The following is a 25,639-nucleotide window of genomic DNA, read 5'->3' on the forward strand; positions in this document are numbered from 1 at the left end:
TCCGCCGAGCGCCGGGCAGCAAATTTGGGAACCAATGCGGAACCCGTTGGTTCGAAAACGGAGCCCACACGGAATTACACATAGGTTTGAGCCCTTGGAACAGCTTGCCCGCCGCCTCGGACTGCGCACCGATCCGACGATCTTCTTCATCTCAGCCGGTTTCACCATCGTCTTCGTTCTCGCGCTGGTGATCTTCCCCGAAGCTATCGGCGACGCCTTTGCCACCGGCCGCAGCTGGATCGTGACCAACCTCGGCTGGTTCTTCGTGCTGGGCGTAAACGTCTGGCTGGGCTTTCTCATTTGGGCCGCGATGTCGCGGCACGGGCATATAAGGCTGGGCCGCAAAGGCGAGCGGCCGGTCTATTCCAACCTGTCATGGTTCACCATGCTCTTTGCCGGCGGCATCGGCACGGTGCTGATGTTCTGGGGCGTCGCCGAGCCGATCAGCCATTTCTCGACGCCGCCTCTGCCGGGGGTAGAGCCCTACACCGAAGAGGCAGCACGCGACGCCATTTCGATCGCCATCTACCATCTCGGGCTGCACACCTGGACGATCTTCACCCTGCCGGGGCTGGCATTCGCCTATTTCATCAACCGCTACGACCTGCCGGTGCGGGTGAGTTCGGTCTTCTATCCGTTGCTGGGTGAGGGCATTCACGGCCCCATCGGCAAGGCCATCGACATCGCCTCGATCCTCGGCACGCTCTTCGGCGTGGCGGTGTCGCTCGGTCTCGGCTCGAGCCAGATCGCCGCGGGGCTCGACGCGCTCTTCGGCACCGGCGACGGGGCCTTCGTCAAGGTGGCGATCCTGACAGTGTTGACCGTGGTGGCCGTGGGCTCGATCGTCGCGGGGCTCGACAAGGGTGTGAAGATGCTCTCGAACCTCAACATCGCCATGGCGGTGGCGCTGATGATCTTCGTGCTGGTCTGCGGCTCGACGCTTTTCCTGCTGCGCGGCATCGTCGAGACCTTCGGGCTCTATTTGACCAATCTGCCGCGTCTGGCCTTCTGGAACGACATGCTGGCCAACGAGAACCCGAGCACCGACGGATGGGGCTGGCAGGGATCGTGGACGGTGTTCTACTGGGCCTGGACGGTCACTTGGTCGCCTTTCATCGGGCTCTTCGTGGCGCGCATCTCGCGCGGGCGCACGGTGCGGGAGTTCGTCTTCGGCGTGCTGCTGGCCCCGTCGCTCTTCACGCTGATCTGGTTTGCCATTTTCGGCTGGCAGGCGATGGACTTTGACGGGCTCGGCCTCGCGGCGCGCGCAGCCATGGGCGACAGTGCTGGCGAAATCAGCCGCGCCGTTGCCGACAGCGTGCCGCTGGCGATGTTCGCCTTCTTCGAGCACTTCCCCTTTACCACCTTCATCCAGGGCTTTGCGGTGGTGATCGTGGCGATCTTTTTCGCCACCTCCTCGGACTCGGCCTCGCTGGTGGTGGACATGCTCTGCACCGGCAGCGCGACGCCGGGTCCGGTGCATCAGCGGGTGTTCTGGGGTGCGGCCGAGGGAGTCGTTGCGGCGATGCTGATCCTGCTGGCGGGCGATGCGGGTCTCACCGCGCTGCAGCAGGTGATCACCGTCGTGGGCCTGCCGATCTTCGTGCTGGTGAGCATGATGATCCCGGCGATCATCCGCGGCTTCAACGCCGAGGATATCGAGCACATCTCCATCGGCACGCGGCCGGGCCTCGAGGAGTTCGGCCACGGCCCGGTGAGCGAGGAGAGCACGTCCGGCGGGCTCCGGCCGGAGCCCACCGCGGCGGAGTGAGCGGTCAGGCGGCGCGCAGCCCCAGCAGCGCGCGCGCCTCGGCGGGGGTGGCGATACTGCGGCCGTGCTTCTGCGCCACCTCCGCCGCCCGCTGGACCAGCGCGGCGTTCGAGGGCGCCAGCGTATCCCTGTAGAGGCGGATGTTGTCCTCGAGTCCGGTCCGCAGGTGGCCGCCCGCGGCAGCCGCCCAGTCGTTGAGCTCGATCTGGTGTCGCCCGATCCCGGCGGCGCACCAGGGCGTATCCTCGCCGAAAAGAACCTTCACGGTCTCCACGTAGTAATCGAACACCCGCTTCACCGCGGGCATAGAGTTCTTCACCCCCATGACGAACTGCACGTAGGGCGTGCCGACCAGCGCGCCGCGGTCCGCCATCGCCTTGGCCTGGTAGATGTGAGACAGGTCGAAAGCCTCGATCTCGGGCTTGATGCCGTAGGTCTTCATTTCTGCCGCCAGCCAGTCCACAAGATCCGGCGGGTTCTCGTAGACGCGCGTGGGGAAGTTGTTGGATCCCACCGAGAGCGAGGCCATGTCCGGCTTCAGCGGCAGCATGCCACCGCGGGTCCTGCCCGCGCCCGAACGACCGCCGGTGGAAAGTTGTACGATCATCCCGGGGCAGTGTTTCTCGATCCCCTCCTTCAGCGCGGCGAAACGCTCGGGGTCGGAGGTCGGCTTTCCATCGTCGTCGCGTACGTGGCAGTGGGCGATGGTGGCGCCGGCCTCGAAGGCTTCCTGCGTGGACTCGACCTGCTCGGCCACGGTGATCGGCACGGCGGGGTTGTCCGCCTTGGTGGGCAGCGAGCCGGTGATGGCAACGCAGATGATGCAGGGCTGTGTCATGGCGGGAGGCTCCGTCGCTTCGTTGCGGTGCCGCGCGGCACCTCGGCAGAAAGATGTCGCAACCCGGCGTCCGCCGCAACCGCCCGCTCAGAGCATCCATTCCAACGGCAGCCAGCCGACGACATAGGTCAGCGCGCGTTTCAGCGGGCCGGTGTTCGGCTCGTGGTGAAAGACCAGCGGCGGGCCGACCTCGGGGGTGTTGGTCCAGACAAGCGCTCCTGCGTCATCCAGCGTGACGTGATAGGCGTAGCGGGGCGTGTCGAGCTGCTCGGAAAGCGAGGCCGCGATGGTCGGGCTGTCGATCAGAATGCCCATCTCGGTGTTGATCTGCGCCGAGCGCGGGTCGAGGTTGAACGAGCCGATGAAGGCCCGCTTGCCGTCCAGCCCGAAGACCTTGGCATGCAGCCCCGAGGCCGAGCCCGAGAGCACCTCTGGCAGCGAGCGCTTCACATGCTCCTCGCGCATGGCGCGCAGCTCGTAGAGGGTGACACCGCTTTCGAGCAGGGGCGCGCGATAGCCCATGTAGGCGGCATGCACCGGCATCACGTCGGTGGCCTCCAGCGCGTTGGTCAGCACCCGGACGCGCGCGCCCTTGCGGGCGAGGTCGGTCAGCGCCTCGGTGCCGCGTTCGCCAGGAATGAAATAGGCAGAGACGAGATCGAGGCTACTCTCCACCTCGCCGAGCAGCTCGAACAGCCGTTCGACGATCTTGCTCTTGGCGGGCGCCCGGCCCAGCCCCTTCGCGGGATCGTCGACGAGCAACTCGGCCTTGCCCCATTCGAGGTTCAGCGCCCCGCCCTTCAGCCCCGAGACGAGCTGGCTCTCGGTCACCACCTTCAGATAGCCGTTGCCGACCGAGGTGCCGCGCGCCCCCTTGCCCGCCTCGGCCAGCGCCGGGCTGACAAACGGATCCAGCAGCAGGTCCGCATCATAGGCCGAGGCGCTGTTCCAGTAGCGGTCGAACGAGGCCGAGACGTCGTTGACGATCGGTCCCAGCGCCAGCGCGTCAACGTCGAAGAAGTGCGTCCCATCGCCGTATTCGAAGTAGATATCGCCGATGTTCCGCCCTCCGACCACGGTGGCCGCCCCATCGACCGTCATCGACTTGTTGTGCATCCGCCGGTTCAACCGGCTGAAATCGAAGAGGTAGGACGCAAGCTTGGGCGTGCGCAGGGTGAAAGGGTTGAAGATGCGCACGTCGGCGCTCGGCAGGGAGTCGAGTTCGGCGAGCAGCGCATCGAGGCCAGGAATGCCGTTGTCGTCCACCAGCAGCCGCACCCGCACGCCGCGATCCGCGGCGGCCCGCAATTCGTCGAGCAGGATCAGCCCGGTCGTGTCGTCCTGCCAAATGTAATACTGCGCGTCGATCGACTGCTGCGCCGCCCGCGCCAGCAGCATCCGCGCGGCAAAGGCGTCGCGCCCGTCGGCAAGCGGTAGCACCCCGCTCTGCCCAGGGTGCGCGGCAACGATCGGGGCGATGATCCTGCCAAGCTCGCCCTCGGTGTCGGGCGGCAGCCGGAGCTGTCTTTCCGCAAAATTCTGCTTGGGCAGGGGGAAGATCAGCTTCATCCCGAAGACGAAGGTAACAAGCAAAAGAGCGATAAAAAGAAGGACTTCAAGAAAACGCATCGGACGCACCCACATCAATCGGACCCGTCCGGCAAGGCTGTGCGCCGCGCAAATTCCGACTGCCGACCGGACCCTCCGACCGGTGCCTGCGCGCCGCCGTCTTCCCTTCCGTCGCGGGTCTTTGCCGTCGCTTGGGAGAAATCCTAGCGCGAAACAGGCGCTTGCGTCGAGCGTTACCTTCAGAAGCGAGTCAGGCAGAAGCGAGTCAGGCTCCGGTCTGCAGCATGTCGCTCAGGTAGCGCTCCTTGAGTTTCGCGGTGCCCCGCTTGCCGAGATGCTCGAAGTTGTTCGTCAGCCAGCCCTGCGCCGCGGCGCGCCCGGTTTCATGCAACTCGAGCAGCATGTCGAGGGTCGGGTACATCTTGGTATGGGGATCGAGCTCGGAGAGGCTCGCTTCGTCGTGGATCTCGTGAAAGCGCAACTCGTGCAGGTCGCGTAGCAGGTCCGAGCTGCTGTCGCCCTCATGCGACTTCATATGCTCGACCAGCGCGTCCTGGATGATGGCGATGGCACGGAGCTCGGTAAGCAGCGCCTGGTTGAAGACCATCTCGCTGACCCTTTGGGTGATCTCTTCGGGCGAGCGCGCCGTGAAGGGGCGGCGGGCGGGGTTGATGGTGACCAGCAGCAAATCGGCCTGCGGGGTGAAGCGCACGAGGGCGGCGACGGGCGGGTTGGAGGAGTAGCCGCCGTCCCAGTAATCGACCCCGTCGATGGTCACCGGCGGGAAACTCATCGGCAGACAGGCCGAGGCGATGGCGACGTCGGGGCTGATCTCATCGTTGCGAAAGATGCGCGCGCCGCCGCTGCGGGCATTGGTCGCCGACACGAAGAGCCGGGGCGCATCGGCGCGCCTCAGCGCCTCGAAGTCCACTTGGTCAGCGATGAGTTGGCGGAGCGCCATCTGGGCGCCGCGTCCCTGCCAGGGGCGCGAAGAGACGGTGACCTGTCCGCCGCTGACCATCTGCCACCAGGCGGCGGATGCGGCGAAGAACCCGGGGAAGGTCTCGAGCATATGAAAGACCGGCGTCGCCTCGCGCGCCGCGGCATTGACCGAGGTCCAGAAGCGGCGCAACGCGGCGCGCCCGCCCTCGCGTCCGCCGGTGGCGATGCCCGAGGCTGCGACGATGGCGTTCATAGCCCCGGCGCTGGCGCCCGAAAGGGCGCCGATTTCAATGCGTTCCTCTTCCAGGAGCGCGTCGAGGACGCCCCATGTGAAGGCCCCGTGCGCGCCACCGCCCTGCAGTGCGACGTCGAGTATTATCTTGTTGGAATCATGTGATTTTGAAGTCGTCATGGACAAGCAAAAAGCCTCCGAAAAAGTGGAGAAATTCTGCGTTGCAGCATAGCGCGGAAGGGGGTGTGGCTCCAGAGCCTTGGTGGGCCTGTCGGCGGCGTGGCGCCGACAGGAATTTTCGGGGGAAAGGGCTCAGAGGGGCAGGCGGTAGACCGAAATCATGTCGCCCACCGACGGCTTCAGGATCGAGTTGCCGCCCGAGATGAAGGCGACGTATTCCTGCCCGTCGTGCTCGTAGATGGCCGGGTTCGAGACCGAGGGCGCCTCGGTCAGGTCGCTCCAAAGCTCCTCGCCGCTCTGCAGGTTGTAGGCGCGCACCATGCCGTCCATCGTGCCGCCGATGAAGATCAGCCCGCCGGCGGTGATCGCCGGGCCGCCGATGGTCGGCGAACCCCAGGCCTCGGGCATGTAGAAGCCATAGCGCTGCGACATGCCGAAGGGCTTGCGCCAGAGCGTCTCGCCTGTGGTCATGTCGAGCGCCATCAACTCCCCGAAGGGAGGCTCCCAGCACGGCATGCCCCAGCGGTTCATCGCAGTCTTCAGCGACATGCCGTAAGGTGCGCCGGTCTGCGGGTGGAAGCCGCTTTCTCCGACCCCGGCTTCGCCGTTCTCGGCCTCGTAATCCTCGCGCGACCACAGCTTGATGTATTGCACCACATGGCTGAGGTTCACCACGGCGATCTGGTGCTCGGGATCGTAGCCGACGCCGCCCCATTGCACCACGCCCGCCGAGTTCGGGTAGGCCCCGGCGCCTTCACCCTCAGTGGTGGGTGCGGTGTACATGCCGTCGTAGGTCAGCTTGCTCCAGAGCTCCGAACATTCCCCGAAGGAGGCGAGATCGGCCAGTTTCCACACGTCCGGCAGGCGCGACTGGTCGAGCAGCGGCTTGGGGATCGTGGGGAAGGGCTGGGTCGGCGCGTAGCGCTCGCCCTCGATCGTCCCCGCGGGGACGGGGCGTTCCTCGATCGGCCAGATGTCCTCGCCGGTCTCGCGGTTGACCACGAAGAGAAAGCCCATCTTGGTGGCCTGCATCAGCGCCGGGATTTCTTCTCCGTTCACAGTGATGTCCATCAGGGTGGGGGCGGAGTTGATGTCATAGTCCCAGATGTCGTGATGCACCCACTGCCGCGACCAGATCACCTCGCCGGTGTCGACGTCGAGCGCGGTGGTCGAGGTGGCATAGGGGATGTCCTCTGTGCGGTTGCCGCCCCAGTAGTTGGGCGAGGGCGAGGCCACGGGCAGGTAGACGATGCCGCGTTCCTCGTCGGCGCTCATCGCGGTCCAGACGTTGGCAGTGCCGGTCTTGGCGCGGATGTCCTCGGGGATGGTGTCGAAGGTCCATTCCAGCTCGCCCGACTGCGCGTCGACCGAAAAGACCGAGCCCGGAGGCGCCTCGGCCCAGTCCCAGTCGTTGCCGGCCCAGCCGATGATCACATGGTCGCCGACAATGGTCGGCGGCTGCAGCAGCGACAGCGGCCAGCGGTCGTTGACGGTGTTCCACTGGTTGACGTCGAGCACGCCGCCATCGGCGAAATCCTCGCAGAGCGCGCCGGTGTCGGCGTCCATGGCGAAGAGCCGCGCGTCCATGGTGCCGAGGTAGACGATCTTCTGGCAGGCCGCGCCCTCCTGTGGATCGTCGGCCTCCCAATAGGCGACCCCGCGGTTTTTAAGCGCGGGCTGGGTGAGCGCCTCGAGGGTTGATTTGCTGTCGAAGGACCATTTTTCCTCGCCCGTGCCCGGATCGAGCGCCAGCACGCGGTAAAAGGGCGTGCCGATGTAGAGCGTGTCATTGGCGTAGATCGGTGTCGCGGACCAGACGGTCGCGGGCAGATCGCCCGAGCCGTCCGAAACATCGCCGGTCTCGACCCGCCAGGCCAGTTCCATGTCACCGACGTTCTCGGGGGTGATCTGGCCGAGCGGCGAGTATTTCGCGCCCGAGACCTGCCCGTGGAAGCTCGGCCATCCGGTGCCGGGGGTCGGCACCTTGGCGTCCGACGACGGGCGTGCGGCGGGGACCTCGACATTGATGGTTTCAGCGTTGGGTTCGGGGGCGCTGTCGTCCTGCGCCTCGGCGGCCGGAGCCTCGGCAGCGGGGGCCTCGGCGCCTTGCGCTTCGGGGCTCACGGCATCGCGGGCGGGCCCTTCCTCCGTCGAGACGCCAGTCTCGCTGCCCTCTTCGGTCGCGGTCGCGCCGGGCGGCGGGGTCTCGGGGGCTTCGGTTTCCGGCGCGGCGCTTTCGGGCTGCGCCGGGGGCGTCGGGGTGTCTGCCTGCTGGGCGAAGGCGGGGCCAGCAAGCAGGGCGAGCAGGGCGGTGCTGCGGAGAAGAGAGGTCATGCGTAGGTTCCTTCCGGACCGGAGAGCGCGGCGATCCAACCAAGCGCGCAGACCGCCAGAGCGGCGAGCATCACCCATTGATGCATCAGCAAGGCGGCGATGGCGGTGAGCAGCAGGCCGAGCGCGAGCAACACAAGCAGCAGGACGCGCAGGCCGCGGGCACGGGCGCGGATCATCAGCGCCGCACCGAGCAGAAGACAGAGCGCGCCGAAGGCGGCGGCGAGAGGTCCCCAGACCCCGGTCACGCCGGTGAGAGGGGTGAAATAGGCGTAGAGGCCGCAGCCGAGCGCGACCAGCGCCGAGACCATCATGACGGTCAGGCCGGTTCGATAGGACATGGCGAGGTTCCCGTTTGGTTTCAACGGCGGGCCACGCTGCAGGGAAGGCTCGCGGCCGCGTCCCTTCAAGGAGTAGCGCGCAATCCGGAACAGGCAAATTTTCGCGCGAATTCAGTGCCGGGGGTTCAACCGCGCCGGATGGTGAAGAGCGCGCGCAGCCCATGCGGCGCGGTTTCGAAGCGCAACTCCCCGCCGTGCATCATCGCGATTGTGGACACGATGCTGAGCCCCAGACCGATGCCGTCGCTCGAGCGCGCGTTCGCGCCGCGGCGAAAGGGGGCCATGAGCGCCTCGATCTCCTCGGTGGAGCGCATGCCGCTCTCATCCTCGACGATGATCGTCGCGGTTTCGGCACTGGCCTCGAGGCGCAGCCGGGCGCTGCGACCGTATTTCAGCGCGTTGTCCACGAGGTTCGACACCGCGCGCTGGATCGAGACGGGGCGGGCGGTGATGATGACCCGATGCGCGCCCCCCACCACCTGCGCCCCGCGCCGCGCAGTGAAGAGCGATTGCCCGCCGCGCAGCACGATCGGCTCTACCGCAGCGAGACTTACCGGCTGGCCCATATCGCGGTAGTCGTCCACCAACGCCTCGACCAGCGCCGAGAGCGACAGCTCGCGCGGGGCCTCGACGTTGAGTTCGGCGCGGGTGTAGGTCAGCGCGCTTTCGATGATCGCGGTCATGCGGTCGATGTCGGCCTCGAATTTTCCGCGCAGTCCGTCGTCCTCGATCAGCGCCGAGCGCAGGCGCAGCCGGGTCGCAGGCGTTCCGAGGTCGTGGCTGACCCCAGAGAGCACCACCGCTCGCTTGGCGAGCTGCTCGCGTTCGGCCTCGAGGTAGGTGTTGACCGCGCCGACGATGGCGCGCAGCTCGGCGGGGCCCGTGGCCTCGTAGCTTTCCGGCCCGCCGAGGCGACGGCGCGCGGCGAGCGCCGCGGCGAACTCGGTGAAGCGGGCGGCTGTATTCGTGACCAGCGTGAAGATCACCCCGAGCGCCAGCAACGACAGGACGATGGCGGGCAGGCGCAGATCGGCAGGGGCGGCCTCGCAGCCCCAGACCCCCGGCGCTTCGACGCGCTGCCAATCTCCGGCGTCGGGGCGGGCGATGATCTGCGGGTGGCTGCAGTAGCGCGCCATCAGCCGGGTGAGTTGCCCAAGTGTCTCCTCGGGGCGCTGGCCAGGGCGCGAGGGCAGCTCGGCGACGCGGTATTGCAGCCCGTCCGAGACCACCGCGACTTGCAGCCCGGGGCCGCCGGTGCCATCGGGCAGGATCGGCGCGAGGGTGACATAGGCTGGCCTTGGCAGGGCAGAGACCTGCGCGAAGTTGCCCTCTTCAGCGCGCGCGGCATCGGCGGGGTCCAGCGGGGCGAGGCTGACACCCTCGGGCGGAGCCAGTCCTCGCGTCAAGGCGCCATAGAGCAGGAGCCCCGCCCGCTCGGCGCGGTCGAGATGCGCCGTCCAACGGGTCTGCGACAGGCTCCACATGCCGGTGATCACCACCCCTGCCAGCGCCGCGGCGAGGATCAGCAGCGTGCCCGAGAGGCGCAGGCTCGGGCCCCCGGAGCCCACGCCCTCCGTCATGTCTCCTCGGTGGTCACATCCACCGCGAATACGTAGCCCACCCCGCGCTCGGTGCGCAGCATCTTCGGGTCTTTCGGCGTCTTCTCGATCTTCGAACGCAGCCGCCCGACGAGCACGTCGATGGCGCGGCCCTGGGCGTCCTCGGTGCCGCCCTCGCCGGTGACGTCGAGCGCCGCGGCGATCTCCTCGCGGGTGAGCGGGATGAAAGGATTGGCCAGCAGCGCCTGCAGCAGCATGGTCTCGCGCCGCGACAGCGGCACCTGGAAGCCCTCGGGCGAGGTCACCTCGGCGCGCTTGGCGTCGTAGCGCCAGCCGGCGAAGCGGAACGCCTGCGTGCGGCGGCGGTGCGCCAGAGAGGCGGTGCGCCGAGTGCGGGCCAGCACCGCGCGCACCTGCGCCACCATCAGTTCAGGGTTGAAGGGCTTGGCGATATAGTCGTCCGCCCCAACCTCGTAGCCCGCCATGCGCTGGTGATCGGCCGAGAGCGCCGAGACCATAATGATCGGCACGTCCTGCTCGCGCCGCAGTCGGGCGCATATCTCGATGCCGCTCTCGTCGCCAAGCATCACGTCGAGCAGGATGAGATCGATGCGCCCTGCCTCCATCGCCGCCGCGATCTCGGCCATGTTCTGCGCCCCATGCGCGATGAACCCCTGCCTTTGCAGGAACTGGATCATCATCTCGCGCATCTCGGAATCATCGTCCACGACGAGCAGTCTCGAGATGGTCACTGGCGTCTCCTCGCGGCTGTCCCGGCGCGGAGTTTTTGCCTCCGCTGGCGGGCTTTGCAATCGTGCTGTAACAGCCTGTAACAGATCGCCCGGAATTCTGAAGGGATGCTGCGCGGCGGCGTGGGGTAAGCCCTTGCGAACCCGCGCCGCGAAAACGCAGGGTTTTCGCCACACGCTGCTTGGGAAAGCAGCACGAACGGGAGGAATACCGATATGACATACACCGCAAAAGCGGCGATCTCTGCGCTCGCCCTGACGGTTGCCGGCGTTGCCCATGCCGAGCCGCAAGCCGAAGTTCTGCACTGGTGGACCGCCGGTGGCGAGGCCAAGGCCGTTGCCGTTCTGCAAGAAGAGTTCTCGGAAAACGGCGGCACCTGGACTGACATGCCGGTGGCCGGCGGCGGCGGCGATGCCGCGATGACCGCGCTGCGCGCCCGCGTGCTGTCGGGCAACGCGCCGACCGCCGTGCAGCTCAAGGGTCCGGCGATCCAGGAGTGGTACGAAGAGGGTGTTCTCGCCGACATCTCCTCGGTCGCCGACGCCGAGGGCTGGGCCGACGTGCTGCCCGCGCAGATCGCCGAGCACATGAAGTGCGAGGGCACCTGGTGCGCCGCGCCGGTGAACGTGCACCGCGTGGACTGGATCTGGGCCAACAAGTCGGTTCTGGACGCCAACGGCATCGAGATGCCGACCACCTGGGACGAGTTCAACGCCGCAGCCGAGAAGCTGAAGGCGGCTGGCGTGATCCCGCTGGCGCACGGCGGCCAGTCCTGGCAGGACGCCACCGTCTTCGAGACTGTCGTGCTTGGTCTCGGCGGCCCCGAGTTCTTCCAGAAGGCGCTGGTTGACCTCGACCAGGAGGCGCTGACCTCGGACACGATGGTGCAGGTCTTCGACCAGATGCGCACCATGCGCGGCTATGTCGACGACAACTTCTCGGGCCGTGACTGGAACCTCGCCACCGCGATGGTGATGAACGGCGAAGCCGCCTTCCAGATCATGGGCGACTGGGCCAAGGGCGAATTCTTGGCCGCGGGCAAGGTGCCGGGCGAGGACTTCCTCTGCGCCGCGACCCCGGGCGAGGGTTATCTCTACAACGTCGACAGCTTCGCGATGTTCGACGTCGATGGCGACGACAAGAAGGCCGGGCAGGAGCTGCTCGCCAAGCTGATCGTCGGACCGAACTTCCAGAAGGTGTTCAACCTCAACAAGGGCTCCATCCCGGTCCGTACCGACGTCGCGCTCGACGATTTCGACGACTGCGCGGTGAAATCCTCCGAGGACATGAAGGCCAGCGCCGAGAACGCCTCGCTGCTGCCTTCCTACGCCCACGGCATGGCGCTGCGCGGTGCGCAGTCCGGCGCGATCACCGATGTGGTGACGGCGCATTTCAACTCGGACATCAGCTCCGAGGATGCGGTGAAGATGCTCGCGGACGCTGTCGCGAACTCGATGTAATCACCGTTCCCGGTCTTGGATCGTACGATTTTTGACCAAACTCAAGCGGGCCCGTCTCTCACCGGGGCGGGCCCGTCATAGGAGAACACCATGGCCAAATGGTTCGAAACCCATTTGCCGAAGATCGTGCTGGCGCCCAGCTTCATCGCGGTCCTGATCTTCGTCTACGGCTTCATCGGCTGGACTGCCTGGGTGTCGCTCACCCGCTCCAAGCTGATGCCGCGCTACGAGATCGACGGCTTCATTCAATACGACCGGCTCTTTGCCTCCCCGCGCTGGGACACGGCAATGAACAACCTCTACATCTTCGGGGGGATGTTCATCGTTATCTCGCTGGTGCTGGGGCTGATCCTTGCGATACTGCTCGACCAGCAGATCCGCGTCGAGGGCGCGATCCGCACGATTTACCTCTACCCCATGGCGCTGTCGATGATCGTCACCGGCACCGCGTGGAAATGGATCCTGAACCCGGGCCTCGGCGTGCAGGCCATGGTGCAGGGCTGGGGCTTCGAGAACTTCAAGTTCGACTGGCTGGTGAACCCGGACATGGCCATCTACACGGTGGTGATGGCGGCGATCTGGCAAAGCTCGGGCTTCGTCATGGCGCTTTTCCTCGCGGGGCTGCGCTCGGTCGACACCGAAATCATCCGCGCGGCGCAGATCGACGGCATCCCGACATGGCGCGTCTATACCGCGATCATCATCCCCTCGATGGCCCCGATCTTCCTGTCGGCCTTCATCGTGCTCGCGCACCTTGCAATCAAGAGCTTTGACCTCGTCATCGCGTTGACCGGCGGCGGCCCCGGCTATGCCACCGACCTTCCGGCCACCTACATGTACGCGATGGCCTTCTCGCGTGGCGACGTCGGCCAGGCAGCCAGCTCGGCAATGATCATGATGATGGTGATCTTCATCATCGTTGTGCCCTATCTCTACTCCGAACTGAGGGCGAAAAATGACTGATGTCTCCGCAACGCCCGCTGCCGCGGCGGCGGCCCGCTCGCAGGGCACCGGCCTGAAGACCGCGCTGCGCTGGGGGCTCTACCTGATCCTCGGACTCTTCGCGGTCTACTACCTGATGCCGCTCTTCGTGATGCTCACCACCTCGCTGAAAAGCCTCGAGGAGATCCGCACCGGAGATCTCGTGTCGCTGCCGCGCGAGGTGACCTTCGACGCCTGGGCCAAGGCCTGGTCCGGCGCCTGCACCGGCATCCAGTGCGAGGGGGTGCGTCCCTACTTCTGGAACTCGGTGCTGATCGCCGTGCCCGGCGTGCTGATCTCGACCCTGCTGGGGGCGGTGAACGGCTACGTGATCGCGCAATGGCGCTTCAAGGGCGCCAACATCATCTTCGCGCTGATGCTCTTCGGCTGCTTCATCCCCTTCCAGGTGGTGCTGCTGCCCATGGCGCGGCTGCTCGGGCTGATGGGCATCGCCGGCACGATCCCCGGTCTGGTCTTCGTGCACGTGATCTACGGCATCGGTTTCACCACGCTGTTCTTCCGCAACTACTACGTCACGATCCCGCAGGAGCTGGTGAAAGCGGCCAAGGTTGACGGCGCGGGCTTCCTGCGCATCTTCTGGTCGATCTTCCTGCCGCTCAGCATCCCGATCATCGTGGTCAGCGTGATCTGGCAGTTCACCCAGATCTGGAACGACTTCCTCTTCGGTGTCTCCTTCAGCTCGGCCGGCACGCAGCCGGTGACCGTGGCGCTCAACAACATCGTCAACTCGACGACGGGCGTGAAGGAATACAACGTCGACATGGCCGCCGCGATTATCGCCGCGCTGCCGACCCTCCTCGTCTACGTCGTCGCCGGCAAATACTTCATCCGCGGTCTGACCGCCGGATCCGTCAAAGGATGATCCCCATGGCTCCGATCCTCGATATCCAGCACCTCTACAAGAACTACGGCGCGACCGAGATCCTCAAGGACATCAATGTCTCGATCGAGCCGGGCGATTTCCTCGTGCTCGTCGGCCCTTCGGGCTGCGGCAAGTCCACGCTGCTCAACTGCATCGCCGGGCTCGAACCAATCACCGGCGGCACGCTGAAGATCGGCGGCGAGGACATGACCCATGTCTCGCCCAAGGACCGCGACATCGCCATGGTGTTCCAGTCCTACGCGCTCTACCCGACGATGAGCGTCGCCAAGAACATCACCTTCGGCATGAAGGTGCGCGGCGTCGATCAGGCGACCCAGGACCGCAAGCTCGCCGAGGTGGCCCGCCAGCTGCAGATCGAGCCGCTGCTGAAGCGCCGTCCCGGCCAGCTTTCGGGCGGCCAGCGGCAGCGCGTGGCCATGGGCCGGGCGCTGGTGCGCGATCCCAAGCTCTTCCTTTTCGACGAGCCGCTGTCGAACCTCGACGCCAAGCTGCGGGTCGAGATGCGCACCGAGATCAAGTCGCTTCACCAGCGGCTCGGCGCCTCGATGGTCTATGTCACCCACGACCAGATCGAGGCGATGACCCTGGCCACCAAGATCGTCGTGATGAAGGGCGGCGTGATCCAGCAGATCGGCACCCCGGCCGAGATCTACAACAAGCCCGCCAACCTCTTCGTCGCGGACTTCATGGGCTCCCCGGCGATGAACCTGATCCCCGCCAAGGCCCGCGCCAACGGCAATGGCACCAAGCTCGAGATCGCCCGTGAAGGCGCCGAGCCCGTCGTGCTCACGGACACCCGCGCGACGAACCTGCCCGAGGACGTGATCCTCGGCCTGCGCCCCGAGGACATCTCGGAGCCCGGTTACCGCTCGGGCGAGACCGTGCAGCAGGCGCAGTGCAAGGTCGAGATCGTCGAGCCCGCGGGCGCGGACACCTACGTGATGACCACGCTTGGCGGCAAACAGATCACCGCGCGGCTCCATGCCGAGACCGCGGCGGCCCCGGGGGCGGCGCATACCTTCGCCTTCGATCTCGGCAAGGTGTCCTACTTCAATCCCGGCACCGGCGAGCGCATACTCTGAGCGGGCGCCGGGTCCGCCCGGCACCTTGCGCATCACAGGCGCGGCGGCAGACCCCTGTCGCCGCGCCTTTTTTTGCCGGCCCGCCTGACGGGCCTGCGGCAGGACCCCGCCCATCCGCTCGCCCACCGGGTGAACACGCTTGCGCGGACGGGGGTGCCCATCTACCGTCGAGGGCAGGCGCTGGTGGGTTTCGCGCCGCGTAAGCAGCTTTCATTCCGATATTTCCGATCACGACCGCGCCGCGGATATCGCGGCCTTCCCTGTTTCGACGCCTGAGACGAGTGCTGCATGGCGAGCCTCTTGTGGCTCCGCCAGAGCCTTTTTGTGCCCGGCTCCGGCCGGTCCAGCGCCAGTTCCCCCGGTTTCCCGCTCCCCCCGCGCCGCCACCCGGAGGACGGCATGCCCCTTGCCCTGCCCACAGATATCACCGCGACCGGCGCGCCCGCCGGCGCGGCGCTCTTTGGCGGCAATATCCTCGCACCGCGCACGGCGATGACCGGCGAAGGCTCCTATGCCGAGGCCATCGCGGCGCTCAACGTCACGGGGCTGCGCTACCCGGGCGGCTCGCTCACCGAATACTATTTCGACCTTGCCACCCCCGATGTCGCCACCGCCAGCCACGCCGAGACGGGGGAGCAGATACCCTTTATCCCGCTGTCGGACTTCATGACCTATGCGGGGGAGGCGGGCCACGCGGTGACCGTCGTGCTGCCGACCCGCGACCAGCTGTCGGAGGCGCTGGACGCGTCTGACAACCGCCTGCCGCGGATCGACGAGGAAGCCCTGCGCGACTTCGTGCACGACCTCGTCTCCGGCGTTTACGGCGATGCCGAGATCGCGGCGCTTGAGATCGGCAACGAATACTGGGGCTCGGGCGAGATGACGGCGGTGGAATACGGGCGTCTGGCGGCGCGTATGGCCGAGATCATCGCCGACGAACTGGCGCTCGTGGCGGAGGTGATGGACCTCGACACCAGCAAGATCCGCGTGCTGGCACAGATGGGCCAGAACTACGGGGCCTCGAAGATTTCCGACGGCTATGCGGGCTGGGACGCCGAGGACATCATTGCCGATTTGGCGCAGACCTATCCGGGAGCCGGGCTCGGCGCCGCCAATATCCGCGGCAATGGCGAGGTGAACTGGTCCGAGGTGACCAACGCGCTGGTCCGCATGGGCTTTGAGACCGAAGCGCAGCAGGCGGCGCTCGATGGCGTCATCGCCCATGTGTACGCCCGCGGGACCGAGGACAGCCGGTCCTACGATCTTGACACGATCCACGACACCTGGCTGGCGCAGGAGGGGTTCGGACATCTCGAGATCCATGTCACCGAGTGGAACCTCAAGTCCTCGGAAAACCTCGATGCGCGGTCGGACTATGGGCTGCTGCAGGCGCAGGAGATGCTGGAGATCGTCGAGGAGTTCGTCGAGGCCGGGGTCGAGCAGGCGCACGTCTGGCCGCTGATCCAGAACACCGCGAATGCGCTCTCGACAGGGGTCACGTACACGGCCAGCACCGTGCCTGGAGAGATGTTCGCCATGATGGCCGGGGCGATCCCCGGCAAGGCCCTGCTCGACTTCGCCCCCCGCGACGCCAGCGTCACAGAGACGGGGGATGCCGCGCTTGCCGTGCATGGCTTTGCGGGGGAGGGCGATCTTGTGCTCTACGTGATTTCGCAGATTGGGGAGGCCAGCGTCACCGATCTCGATCTGTCGGGCCTTCTCACGGGTTTCGGCGGCATGGAGATCACCCTGCTCGGCGTCGCCGAGGGAGCGCGTCCCGGCGATGCGGCCGCCGCGCCGCAGCTCGAGGCGCTCGACCCGGAGGTGCTCTACGGAGACGGGCTGCTCGAAGTCACCCTCGCGCCCCAAGAGATCCTTCAGGTCGTCATCTGGGACGTGTCTCCGACCGAGGCCTTCGCCCCGGTCCTTGCCGGGATCGACACCGTCGAGGGCGGCAGTTCACCCGGCACGGAGATGCCCCTGATCGATCTGGCCGGAGCCGAAGACACGCGGCCCGCCGAAGACGAGGAGGGTTCGGACGAGGACGGCGGCTGGGTGGAGCTCGGCATTCTCCTCGCGCTTTTGCCATTGGTCGGGCTCCTCGCCGCCTGAACGCCCGCCTTTTCCTCTGGACGCCAACCTCCCCGGGAGCCCGGCGTGTGGCCCGTGCCAGCCTGGCCACCATGCGCCGCACTTGTCGGCCTATGCGCAAACGGCACTGGACGGCGGCGGAGGCTCTGACCAAGACTGTCCTCGCGGCCAGAGGGGCCGCGAGGACTGGGCTGAAAACATGGAAGACTTCCCGAAGGGCAACCTCTGGCACGCGAGCGCCTCCGAAGAGGTCTTGGCGCCCCCGCTCGAGAATGATCTCGACGTCGACCTGGCGGTGATCGGCGGCGGCTTCACCGGCTGTGCGGCGGCACTCGAGGCGGCGCGTCTCGGCGCCAGCGTGGCACTGCTCGAGGCGCGGGAGATCGGCCATGGTGGCTCGGGGCGGAACGTCGGGTTGGTCAACGCCGGGCTTTGGCTGCCCCCGGACGAGATCCTCTCGCAGATGGGCGAGGCGGCGGGGCGGCGGCTGATCGACGTGCTCGGCGGGGCTCCGGCACGGGTCTTCGGTCTGATCGAGCGCGAGGGGATCGCCTGCGAGGCGACGCGGAACGGCACGCTGCATCTCGCGCATGCGGCCTCGGGGGCGGAGGATCTCGCTTCGCGCCATCGGCAGGGCAATCGGGTCGGCGCACCGGTGCAGCTCCTCGACGCCGCCGAGACCGCGCGGCGGACCGGGTCCGACGCTTTCGCTGGCGCGTTGCTCGACCCGCGGGCGGGCACGGTGCAGCCGCTGGCCTATTGCCGCGGATTGGCACGGGCCGCGCAGGCGGCGGGTGCAAGACTTCACGGGCGCACGCAGGTCACCGAGCTGTCGCGCTCCGGCAAGGGCTGGGAGATCCGCGCGGGCGGGCGCCGGGTCCGGGCCGGGGCCGTGCTGATGGCCACCAATGCCTATCACGAGGGGTTCTCGGAGCCCTTCCGCCCGTCCTACGTCGCCGTGCATTACAGCCAGTTTGCCACCGCGCCGCTGCCGAACGATCTGCGCGCGCGCATCCTGGCGGGGGGCGAGGGATGCTGGGACACCGCGCTTGTGATGTCTTCTTTCCGCGTCGATCAGGCCGGGCGGCTGATCCTCGGTGGCATGGGGGATGCGGAAGGGCTCGGCGGCGGTCTTCACGCGGGATGGGCGCGACGCAAACTGGCGCAGGTCTATCCCGAACTGGCGGATGTGCCCTTCGAGCACGCCTGGCAGGGGCGCATCGCGATGACCCGGGACCATGTGCCCAAGGTGGTGCGTTTCGGCCCCACGGCGCTCTCGGTTTTCGGCTACTCGGGCCGGGGCATCGCGCCGGGGACGGTCTTTGGCACCGCCGCCGCCGAGGCGCTTCTCGAAGGGCGCGAGGACGCGCTGCCGGTTGCGCCGATCGACAGCTATGCCGAGCGCTTCACCGGCCTGCGCAGTGCCTACTACGAGGCTGGCGCGACGCTGACCCATGCCCTGAAGCCGGGGTTCCTAGGGTAGGCCGCACGATAAAGCGCCGGGGGTTGCACGCCCGGCGCCCCCCGATCAGCCGATGTCGAAGACGACGCCCTGCGCCAGTGGGAGCTCCGAGGAATAGTTGATCGTGTTGGTCGCCCGCCGCATGTAGGCGCGCCAGGCATCCGAGCCGCTCTCGCGCCCGCCGCCGGTTTCCTTTTCGCCGCCGAAGGCCCCGCCGATCTCGGCGCCCGAGGTGCCGATGTTGACGTTGGCGATACCGCAGTCCGAGCCGCGGGCCGAGAGGAAGGTCTCCATCTCGCGCAGGTCGGTGGTGAAGATCGACGAGCTGAGCCCGCCGCCGACGTCGTTGTGCTGCTCCAGCGCCTCGTCGAGATCGCTGTATTTCATCACATAGAGGATCGGCGCGAAGGTCTCGCGCAGCACCGGGCCGGCCTGCTCGGGCATCTCGACCAGCGCGGGTTTCACGTAGTAGGCGGCCGCGCCTTCGACCGGCGCGCGCGCTCCGCCGTGCACGGTGCCACCAAGTTCCGCCGCTTCCTGCAGGGCGGTCTGCATGCTCTCGAAAGCGGCCTTGTCGATCAGCGGCCCGACCAGCGCGCCGCTGTCCAGCGGGTTGCCGACGGTAACGCTGGCGTAGGCTTTGCGCAGCGCGGGGACGAGCTGGTCATAGATGCTGTCGTGCACGAAGAGCCGGCGCATGGTGGTGCACCGTTGTCCCGCCGTACCCATGGCGCCGAAGGCGATGGCGCGCAGGGCCATGTCCATGTCGGCCGAGGGGCAGACGATCCCCGCGTTGTTGCCGCCAAGCTCGAGGATGCACTTACCGAAGCGGGCCGCCACTTTCGGCCCGACGACGCGGCCCATGCGGGTTGAGCCGGTGGCCGAGATCAGCGCCACCTTCGGGCTGTCCACCAGCGTCTTGCCCAGCTCCGGCCCGCCGATCAACACCTGGCTCAGCCCCTCGGGCGCGTCGCCGAAGCGGGCAAGGGCACGCTCCAGCACAGCCTGGCAGGCGAGCGCGGTGAGCGGGGTCTTCTCGGACGGTTTCCAGAGCACCGGGTCGCCGCAGACCAGCGCCAGCGCGGCGTTCCAGCACCAGGGCGCGCAGGGGAAATTGAAGGCGGTGATGATGCCGACCACGCCGAGCGGGTGCCAGGTCTCCATCATGCGATGGCCGGGGCGTTCGGTGGCGATGGTCAGGCCGTAGAGCTGGCGAGAGAGGCCGACAGCGAAGTCGCAGATGTCGATCATTTCCTGCACTTCGCCCAGCCCCTCGGATGGCGACTTGCCCGCCTCGATCGAGACCATGCGGCCGAGCGCATCCTTGGACTTGCGCAGTTCCTCGGCGTAGAGCCGCACGAGCTCGCCGCGGCGCGGGGCGGGCACGAGGCGCCAGGCCCGGAAGGCCAGTGCGGCGATGTCGATCGCCTTGGCCGCGTCTTCCGCGCTGTGGGTCGCGAGCGTCGCGACGACGTCGCCAGTCACCGGGGAGACGACCTGCAAGCCGCCGTCCACGTCAAGCGCGGCGGCGACGCCGCAGCTTTCGAGCGTTTCGGCGGTGAGGGCGGGCAGGGGTTTGCTCAGCATGGGGGCCTCCGGGAGCGATGGGTCGGCGTAAGGTTAGCAAGCGAACAGCCGATGCGCATAACGCCAAGTCGGGCTGACCCCATGCGGGTTTGGCATGGTGATCACTGCTGCTGCGGCATATCGTGACCGCCGCATCAACCCGAGGACCGACGTGCCCCTGCAACGACGCCTGCTTCCCGACATGAAGGTGCTGCAGACCTTCGAGCTTGCCGCCCGGCACGGCAATTTCACCCGCGCGGGCGAGGCGCTTTCCCTGACCCAAAGCGCGGTCAGCCGGCACGTGCGGGACCTCGAGGCGCAGATCGGCAAGCCGCTGTTCGACCGTTTGCGGGGGCGGGTGGTGCTGACCCAAGCCGGGGCGGAGCTGTTGCCCGAGGTGCAGCGCCTGCTGCGCATGGCCGAAAGCACCATGCGCCATGCCACCGCCGGGGCGCAGGGCCAGAGCCTTCTGGCGCTGAACGCGCCGCCAACCTTCGCCACGCGCTGGCTCATGCCGCGGCTGCCTGATTTCCTGGCGCGGCACCCGGGGCTGCGGGTGGATGTGAGCACGAATCCCGGCGTCTTCGACCTCGGCAGCCGGCAATGCGATCTCGCGCTGCACTTCGGTCAGCCGCTCTGGCCGGGCGGGCAATGCACCTACCTGTGCAGCGAGATCGTGGTGCCCGTCGCCGGAGGTGCGCTGCGCGACCTTCGGATCGGACGCGCGGGGGAGCTGCTGGCGCAGCCCAAGCTGCATGTCACCAGCCGCGCGACCATGTGGGCCGAGTGGTTTGCCAGCTTGGGGCTGGACGGGGCCGATCCGCAAGGCGGCCACTGGTTCGACGAATTCGCGCTCAGCATCGAGGCAGTCAAGGCCGGGCTCGGCATCGCGCTACTGCCGCGTTACCTGATCGAGGCGGAGCTGGAGCGCGGCGAGCTGACCATCGTGCTGGACGCGCCGCTGAGCACCGAGCAGGCCTGGTACATCGTCGCGCCGGAAGGGCGGGGCGACAAGGCGGCGGCCTTTGCGGACTGGCTTCAGGGACAGGTTTCCTTCCGGCCGCTGGTCGGGTGACGGGCTTTCATTAAACGTTTGTAAACAGCCGCTTCCCGGAGTTGCCTCATGCGGGTCCGAGCCATGCGCCGGATGCAAGGCGGGTCTTCTCTTTCGGCAGTGGTGCTGCGGCGCAGCAAATGGCATCAATGGCTCATCGGCACCACGCAGTGCCGAGGAATTTTCTAGAGGCTCTCCTCCTCCTCCCTGAGCCTCGGAAATCGGCGACGACCCTTCTCCTCCTCCCTTGGGTCGTCGCCACCCTTCCTCTCCTCCCGGACTACTCGTCCCCATGCAGCTATGCCCGACGCCGTCTGCGCGCTCCGTGACGCGCGACAGTTCGGTCTCGGTCGTCGCGATGCCATGCGCGCCTGGCGTCATAGCCCGTCTCGGTTCGTGCTCGTGATCGCTTTAGAGTTCCGAGCCCCTGCGGCGCAATCCGCCCAGCATCCAATACGTCCCGAGATAGCTGCCTGCGCCGACCAGAATAACGGCCCCGAGAGCAATGTATCGAAGGCCGTCCGCCTCGAGCGCGCCGCTGAAACCTCCGCAGGCTCCCGCCACCGTGGCGGCCATGACAGCCGTGGCGATGCCGATCCGCGGCAGGCGCCGCCGCAACCGCTGATCAAGCCGCGTGGCGGCGCCGAAGGTGCGTGCGCCCCGCCAAAGCTGCAGCGCCATGACCCAGCCCGCGACCGTCGTACCGAGCGCCGCGGCCGAAAATCCCATGACCGGCGCGAGGCCAAGCGCCAGCGCGGCGTTCACCGCCATCGACCATAGCGCAAAGCGGAACGGGCTGCGGGTGTCCTCTCGCGCGAAGTAGAGAGGCTGAAGCACCTTTTGCAGCACGAAGGCCGGCAGGCCCGCGCCGTAGATCGCCAGCGCCAGTGCGGTCGGGCCGACGTCGGATTCAAGGAACGCCCCGCGGCGGAACAGCACCGAGATCAGCGGCTCGGCGATGACAACCAGCGCCGCCGCGGCGGGCAGCGTCAGAACCAAGGCAAGCTCGGCCGCGCGGTTGAAGGCATGGCGGACACCGGCGATGTCGCCAGACTTGTGGCGGCGGGTGATCTCGGGCAGCAGGACTATCCCGATAGCGATCCCGACGACTCCCAATGGCAGTTGATAGAGCCGGTCGGCGTTGGTCAGCCAGGCGATGCCATGCTCGAAGTAAGAGCCGACCTGCCGCCCGACCAGCAGGTTCACCTGCACCACGCCCCCCGCGAGCACCGCCGGCGCGGCGACCACGAGCAGCCTGCGCATGTCGTGACTCAGCCGCGGGCGGCGCAGACGCAGCGCGAAGCCCATGCGCCGGGCCGCCCACCAGACAATGGCCAGCTGCGCCACTCCCGACAATGGGGTCGACCAGGCCATCGCGAGGCCCATGTCCCAGCCGCGCCGGTCCGCCAGCAGCATCGCGGTGATCAGAACGAGGTTCATCACCACGGGTGCAGCTGCGGCGGTGGCGAAGCGGCCTCCCGCATTCAGCAGGCCCGAGAGCAGGGCGGTGAGCGAGATGAACAGGATGTAGGGAAAGCAGATGCGCCCGTAGACCACCGCGAGATCGAACCTCTCGTCGCCGAGAAAGCCGCTGGCCTGCAGCGCCACCAGCCAGGGCATCGCCAGATGTGCCAGCAGCGAGACCGCAAACACCACGGCAAAGAGTCCGGAAAAGGCCTCTTCGGCAAATCCGCGCGGGGTGTCGCCGACCTCGAGGCGCCGCGCGAACATCGGCACGAAGGCGGTGTTGAACGCACCCTCGGCAAAGAAACGGCGAAACATGTTGGGTAGGCTGAAGGCCACGAGATAGGCTTGCGCCACCGGCCCGGTCCCGAGGTAGGCGGCGATCATCAGGTCACGCAGGAAGCCGACAAAACGGCTGGCGAGCGTCCAGCTGCCGACCGACAGGATGCCTCGGAGGAGCGGGCTTCTCATCGAGCGGGCATTGCGGGTCGGGGGCCAGATACGGGATCAGGCATGGGACCTCATGGGTGTCGTCTCCTGCGCGCGGGCCCGCAGCCAGCGGTGTCGGTCCTGTGCTATCGCGGCACAGTTGCGCTGTCGAGCACCGCGGTGGCGCGTGTCGGTGTGACGCCGGCCGGCGGCTCGATGAAGCTCCGGACGAACTCGGTGGCCGGCTGGTTGCGGATCTCGGCCGGGGCTCCGACCTGTTCGATCCGGCCCATCGACATGACCGCGACCCGGTCGGCGAGGGTCAGGGCTTCTTCCTGGTCATGGGTGACGAAAACGGTGGTAAGCCCCGTTGCATCGTGGATTTCGCGCAAGCCGGCGCGCAGCTCGCGGCGCACCCTGGCGTCGAGCGCCCCGAAGGGCTCGTCGAGCAGCAGCATGCGCGGCTCGGGTGCCAGCGCGCGCGCCAGCGCGACCCGCTGGCGCTGGCCTCCCGACAGCTGGCTGGGATAACGCCCGGCGATCTGCGGCAGTTGGATCAGCTCGAGCAGCCGCGCGACGCGGCGGGCGATCTCGGCACTGCCGGGGCGGGTGCGGCGCGGCCGGGCGCGCAGACCGTAGGCGATGTTTTCGAACACTGTCATGTGGCGAAAGAGCGCGTAGCTCTGGAACACGAAGCCGGTGCGCCGCTGCTGCACCGGGGTGCCAGTGGCGTCCACGCCGTCGAGCAGCACCCGCCCGGCGCTTGGCTGTTCCAGCCCGGCCAGGATGCGCAGCAGCGTGGTCTTGCCCGAGCCGGACGGGCCAAGCAGCGAGACCATCGCGCCCGAGGGAATGGCGAGCGACACCGGGTGCAGCGCGGTCATCGTGCCGAAACTCTTGGAAATCTCGTCGATGTCGATGTGCATGGAAGTCTCCGATCAGTGACGGCGGGTGGCGGCCAGCTGGTCCGCGTGGCGCCATTCAAGCAGGGATTTGAGGGCGAGCGTGAGCAGAGCGAGCGCTGCCAGCAGCGCCGCCATCGAGAAGGCGGCGACCGAGAGATACTCGTTGTAGAGCATCTCGATCATGATCGGCATGGTGGTGGTCTGGCCACGGATCTTGCCCGAGATCACCGCCACCGCACCGAACTCTCCCATGGCGCGCGCATTGCACAGCAGAACGCCGTAGAGCAGCGCCCAGCGGACATTGGGCAGGGTCACGGTGCGGAACATGTGCCAGCCCGAGGCGCCGAGCGTCAGCGCTGCCTCTTCCTCGGCGCGGCCCTGTTCGGTCATCACCGGGATAAGCTCGCGCGCGACGAAGGGAAAGGTGATGAAAAGCGTCGCCAGCAGCAGGCCCGGGAAGGCGAAAACGATCCTGAGGTCATGCGCCTGCAGCCAAGTGCCGAGCCAGCCGTGCGCTCCGTAAAGCAGCACGAGGGCCAGCCCCGCGACCACCGGCGAGACGGAGAAGGGCAGATCGATGAGGGTGATCAGAACGGCCTTGCCACGGAAGTCGAACTTGGCGATGGACCAGGCGGCGGCGAGGCCAATCGCCGCGTTGAGCGGCACCGAGACGGCGGCGACCATGAGGGTGAGGCGGATCGCCGAGAGCGCGTCGGGCTCGGTGAGTGCGGCGCCGGCGGCTCCAAACCCGTCCCGCAGGGCCTCGGCGAAAACCACCGCAAGCGGCGCGATCAGCAGCACCAGGGTCAGGCCGAGCACGCCCAACGTGAGCAGGGCGCGGACGGTCGGGCCCTCGGTGGTCGCGCGGTGGGGCTGGGGCCTGTCAAGCGCGGCGGGGTCAGACATGGCCGATCCTCCTGCGGGTCCAGACCTGCGTGGCGTTGATGAAGAGCAGCATCGCGAAGGAGATGCCGAGCATGGCGAGGCCGATGGCCGCAGCCGCGTCGTAGTTGTATTCCTCGAGCCGGATGACGATCAGCAACGGCGCGATCTCGGTCTGTCCCGGCAGGTTGCCGGCGATGAAGATGACCGAACCGAACTCGCCCACCGACCGGGCCAGCGCCAGCGCAAAGCCGGTCAGCAGCGAGGGCGTCAGCACCGGCAGGACGACTTTGCGCAGCGTGCGCAGCCTCGAGGCGCCGAGCGTGGCCGAGGCTTCCTCCCATTCCGGGTCGATTTCGTCGATCACCGGCTGCACGGTGCGCACCACGAAGGGCAGCCCGACGAAGACCAGCGCCAGCCAGATGCCCGCCTCGGTGTAGGCGACGCTGATCCCCAGCGGCGCCAGCGCCTGTCCAAACACGCCGTTCGGCGCGTAGAGCGTGGTCAGCGCGATCCCGGCCACCGCCGTCGGCAGGGCAAAGGGCAAGTCCACCGCCGCATCGATCAGCCGCCGCCCCGGAAAGCGATAGCGGGTCAGCACCCAGGCCAGCGCCAGCCCGAAGACCAGGTTGAACAGCGAGGCGATCAGCGCCGCACGAAACGAAAGCAGGAGCGCCGCGCGCACCCGTGCCGGGGCGAGGTGACCGGCGATCTCCGCCGGGCCTATGAGCAGGCCCTGACCCAGAAGCGCCGCCAGCGGCAGCAGAACCACGCCGGTCAGGGCGGCAAGCATTATCCCTATGCCGAGGCCGAAGCCGGGCAGGGGAGAGGCGACGCGCAGCATCG

At 67.5% G+C, this 25,639-nt stretch carries 20 protein-coding genes; 8 read left to right on the top strand and 12 right to left on the bottom strand.

The window, feature by feature from the left end:
* Positions 1 to 94: 94 nt before the first annotated feature.
* Entirely contained in the window at positions 95 to 1,771 is a 1,677-nt protein-coding gene (locus tag CEW88_RS21185; protein ID WP_108970341.1) for a BCCT family transporter, read from the top strand.
* A gap of 4 nt (positions 1,772 to 1,775) precedes the next feature.
* On the opposite strand, the gene CEW88_RS21190 is transcribed toward CEW88_RS21185, so the two are convergent.
* From CEW88_RS21190 to CEW88_RS21220, 7 genes are all read right to left on the bottom strand, one after another.
* Positions 1,776 to 2,609 (bottom strand): 3-keto-5-aminohexanoate cleavage protein, encoded by an 834-nt coding sequence (locus CEW88_RS21190; protein ID WP_108970342.1) that lies wholly within the window; start codon positions 2,607 to 2,609, stop codon positions 1,776 to 1,778.
* A gap of 87 nt (positions 2,610 to 2,696) precedes the next feature.
* Entirely contained in the window at positions 2,697 to 4,238 is a 1,542-nt protein-coding gene (locus tag CEW88_RS21195) for a phospholipase D family protein (RefSeq protein ID WP_108970427.1), read from the bottom strand.
* A gap of 205 nt (positions 4,239 to 4,443) precedes the next feature.
* Positions 4,444 to 5,532, bottom strand: a complete 1,089-nt coding sequence (locus CEW88_RS21200; RefSeq protein ID WP_108970343.1) for a patatin-like phospholipase family protein — start codon at positions 5,530 to 5,532, stop codon at positions 4,444 to 4,446.
* 132 nt (positions 5,533 to 5,664) lie between these two features.
* Positions 5,665 to 7,866, bottom strand: a complete 2,202-nt coding sequence (locus tag CEW88_RS21205; RefSeq protein WP_254694558.1) for an outer membrane protein assembly factor BamB family protein — start codon at positions 7,864 to 7,866, stop codon at positions 5,665 to 5,667.
* Positions 7,863 to 8,204 carry a hypothetical protein gene (locus tag CEW88_RS21210; protein ID WP_193989103.1) on the bottom strand — a complete coding sequence of 114 codons (342 nt, stop codon included), beginning with the start codon at positions 8,202 to 8,204 and terminating at the stop codon, positions 7,863 to 7,865. The genes CEW88_RS21205 and CEW88_RS21210 overlap by 4 nt, the downstream gene beginning before the upstream one ends.
* Positions 8,205 to 8,329: 125 nt before the next feature.
* Positions 8,330 to 9,784, bottom strand: coding sequence for a sensor histidine kinase (locus CEW88_RS21215; RefSeq protein WP_108970344.1), 1,455 nt, complete (start codon positions 9,782 to 9,784; stop codon positions 8,330 to 8,332).
* Positions 9,781 to 10,515, bottom strand: coding sequence for a response regulator transcription factor (locus tag CEW88_RS21220; protein ID WP_108970345.1), 735 nt, complete (start codon positions 10,513 to 10,515; stop codon positions 9,781 to 9,783). Before CEW88_RS21220 ends, CEW88_RS21215 begins: the two co-directional genes overlap by 4 nt.
* 213 nt (positions 10,516 to 10,728) lie before the next feature.
* Here CEW88_RS21220 and CEW88_RS21225 point away from each other — a divergent pair, with 213 nt between their 5' ends.
* From CEW88_RS21225 to CEW88_RS21250, 6 genes are all read left to right on the top strand, one after another.
* On the top strand, positions 10,729 to 11,973 hold the full coding sequence (locus CEW88_RS21225) for an ABC transporter substrate-binding protein (protein ID WP_108970346.1): 1,245 nt from the start codon (positions 10,729 to 10,731) through the stop codon (positions 11,971 to 11,973).
* A gap of 90 nt (positions 11,974 to 12,063) precedes the next feature.
* Positions 12,064 to 12,936 (top strand): carbohydrate ABC transporter permease, encoded by an 873-nt coding sequence (locus tag CEW88_RS21230; RefSeq protein ID WP_095883539.1) that lies wholly within the window; start codon positions 12,064 to 12,066, stop codon positions 12,934 to 12,936.
* Positions 12,929 to 13,837, top strand: a complete 909-nt coding sequence (locus tag CEW88_RS21235; protein WP_108970347.1) for a carbohydrate ABC transporter permease — start codon at positions 12,929 to 12,931, stop codon at positions 13,835 to 13,837. Before CEW88_RS21230 ends, CEW88_RS21235 begins: the two co-directional genes overlap by 8 nt.
* Before the next feature lie 5 nt (positions 13,838 to 13,842).
* The gene (locus tag CEW88_RS21240) at positions 13,843 to 14,940 is read left to right on the top strand and encodes an ABC transporter ATP-binding protein (RefSeq protein WP_108970348.1); all 1,098 of its coding nucleotides are present in this window, start codon (positions 13,843 to 13,845) and stop codon (positions 14,938 to 14,940) included.
* A gap of 399 nt (positions 14,941 to 15,339) precedes the next feature.
* Positions 15,340 to 17,052, top strand: a complete 1,713-nt coding sequence (locus tag CEW88_RS21245) for a type I secretion protein (RefSeq protein ID WP_108970349.1) — start codon at positions 15,340 to 15,342, stop codon at positions 17,050 to 17,052.
* A 178-nt stretch (positions 17,053 to 17,230) separates the two neighbouring features.
* Positions 17,231 to 18,514, top strand: a complete 1,284-nt coding sequence (locus CEW88_RS21250; RefSeq protein ID WP_108970350.1) for an NAD(P)/FAD-dependent oxidoreductase — start codon at positions 17,231 to 17,233, stop codon at positions 18,512 to 18,514.
* 45 nt (positions 18,515 to 18,559) lie between these two features.
* On the opposite strand, the gene amaB is transcribed toward CEW88_RS21250, so the two are convergent.
* Positions 18,560 to 20,080, bottom strand: coding sequence for an L-piperidine-6-carboxylate dehydrogenase (amaB, locus tag CEW88_RS21255; protein WP_108970351.1), 1,521 nt, complete (start codon positions 20,078 to 20,080; stop codon positions 18,560 to 18,562).
* Between the two features lie 151 nt (positions 20,081 to 20,231).
* Between amaB and CEW88_RS21260 the strand changes: the two genes are divergently transcribed.
* On the top strand, positions 20,232 to 21,134 hold the full coding sequence (locus tag CEW88_RS21260; RefSeq protein WP_108970430.1) for a LysR family transcriptional regulator: 903 nt from the start codon (positions 20,232 to 20,234) through the stop codon (positions 21,132 to 21,134).
* A gap of 390 nt (positions 21,135 to 21,524) precedes the next feature.
* Here the strand turns inward: CEW88_RS21260 and murJ are convergent, their stop codons facing one another.
* From murJ to cysT, 4 genes are all read right to left on the bottom strand, one after another.
* Positions 21,525 to 23,048 (bottom strand): murein biosynthesis integral membrane protein MurJ, encoded by a 1,524-nt coding sequence (gene murJ / locus CEW88_RS21265; RefSeq protein ID WP_108970352.1) that lies wholly within the window; start codon positions 23,046 to 23,048, stop codon positions 21,525 to 21,527.
* Between the two features lie 104 nt (positions 23,049 to 23,152).
* The gene (locus CEW88_RS21270) at positions 23,153 to 23,932 is read right to left on the bottom strand and encodes a sulfate/molybdate ABC transporter ATP-binding protein (RefSeq protein ID WP_108970353.1); all 780 of its coding nucleotides are present in this window, start codon (positions 23,930 to 23,932) and stop codon (positions 23,153 to 23,155) included.
* A gap of 12 nt (positions 23,933 to 23,944) precedes the next feature.
* Positions 23,945 to 24,817, bottom strand: coding sequence for a sulfate ABC transporter permease subunit CysW (gene cysW, locus CEW88_RS21275; protein ID WP_108970354.1), 873 nt, complete (start codon positions 24,815 to 24,817; stop codon positions 23,945 to 23,947).
* Positions 24,810 to 25,637, bottom strand: a complete 828-nt coding sequence (gene cysT, locus CEW88_RS21280; protein ID WP_108970355.1) for a sulfate ABC transporter permease subunit CysT — start codon at positions 25,635 to 25,637, stop codon at positions 24,810 to 24,812. Before cysT ends, cysW begins: the two co-directional genes overlap by 8 nt.
* Positions 25,638 to 25,639 lie beyond the last annotated feature (2 nt).

It is taken from the genome of Alloyangia pacifica, from assembly GCF_003111685.1.
GTDB classification, from domain to species: domain Bacteria; phylum Pseudomonadota; class Alphaproteobacteria; order Rhodobacterales; family Rhodobacteraceae; genus Salipiger; species Salipiger pacificus_A.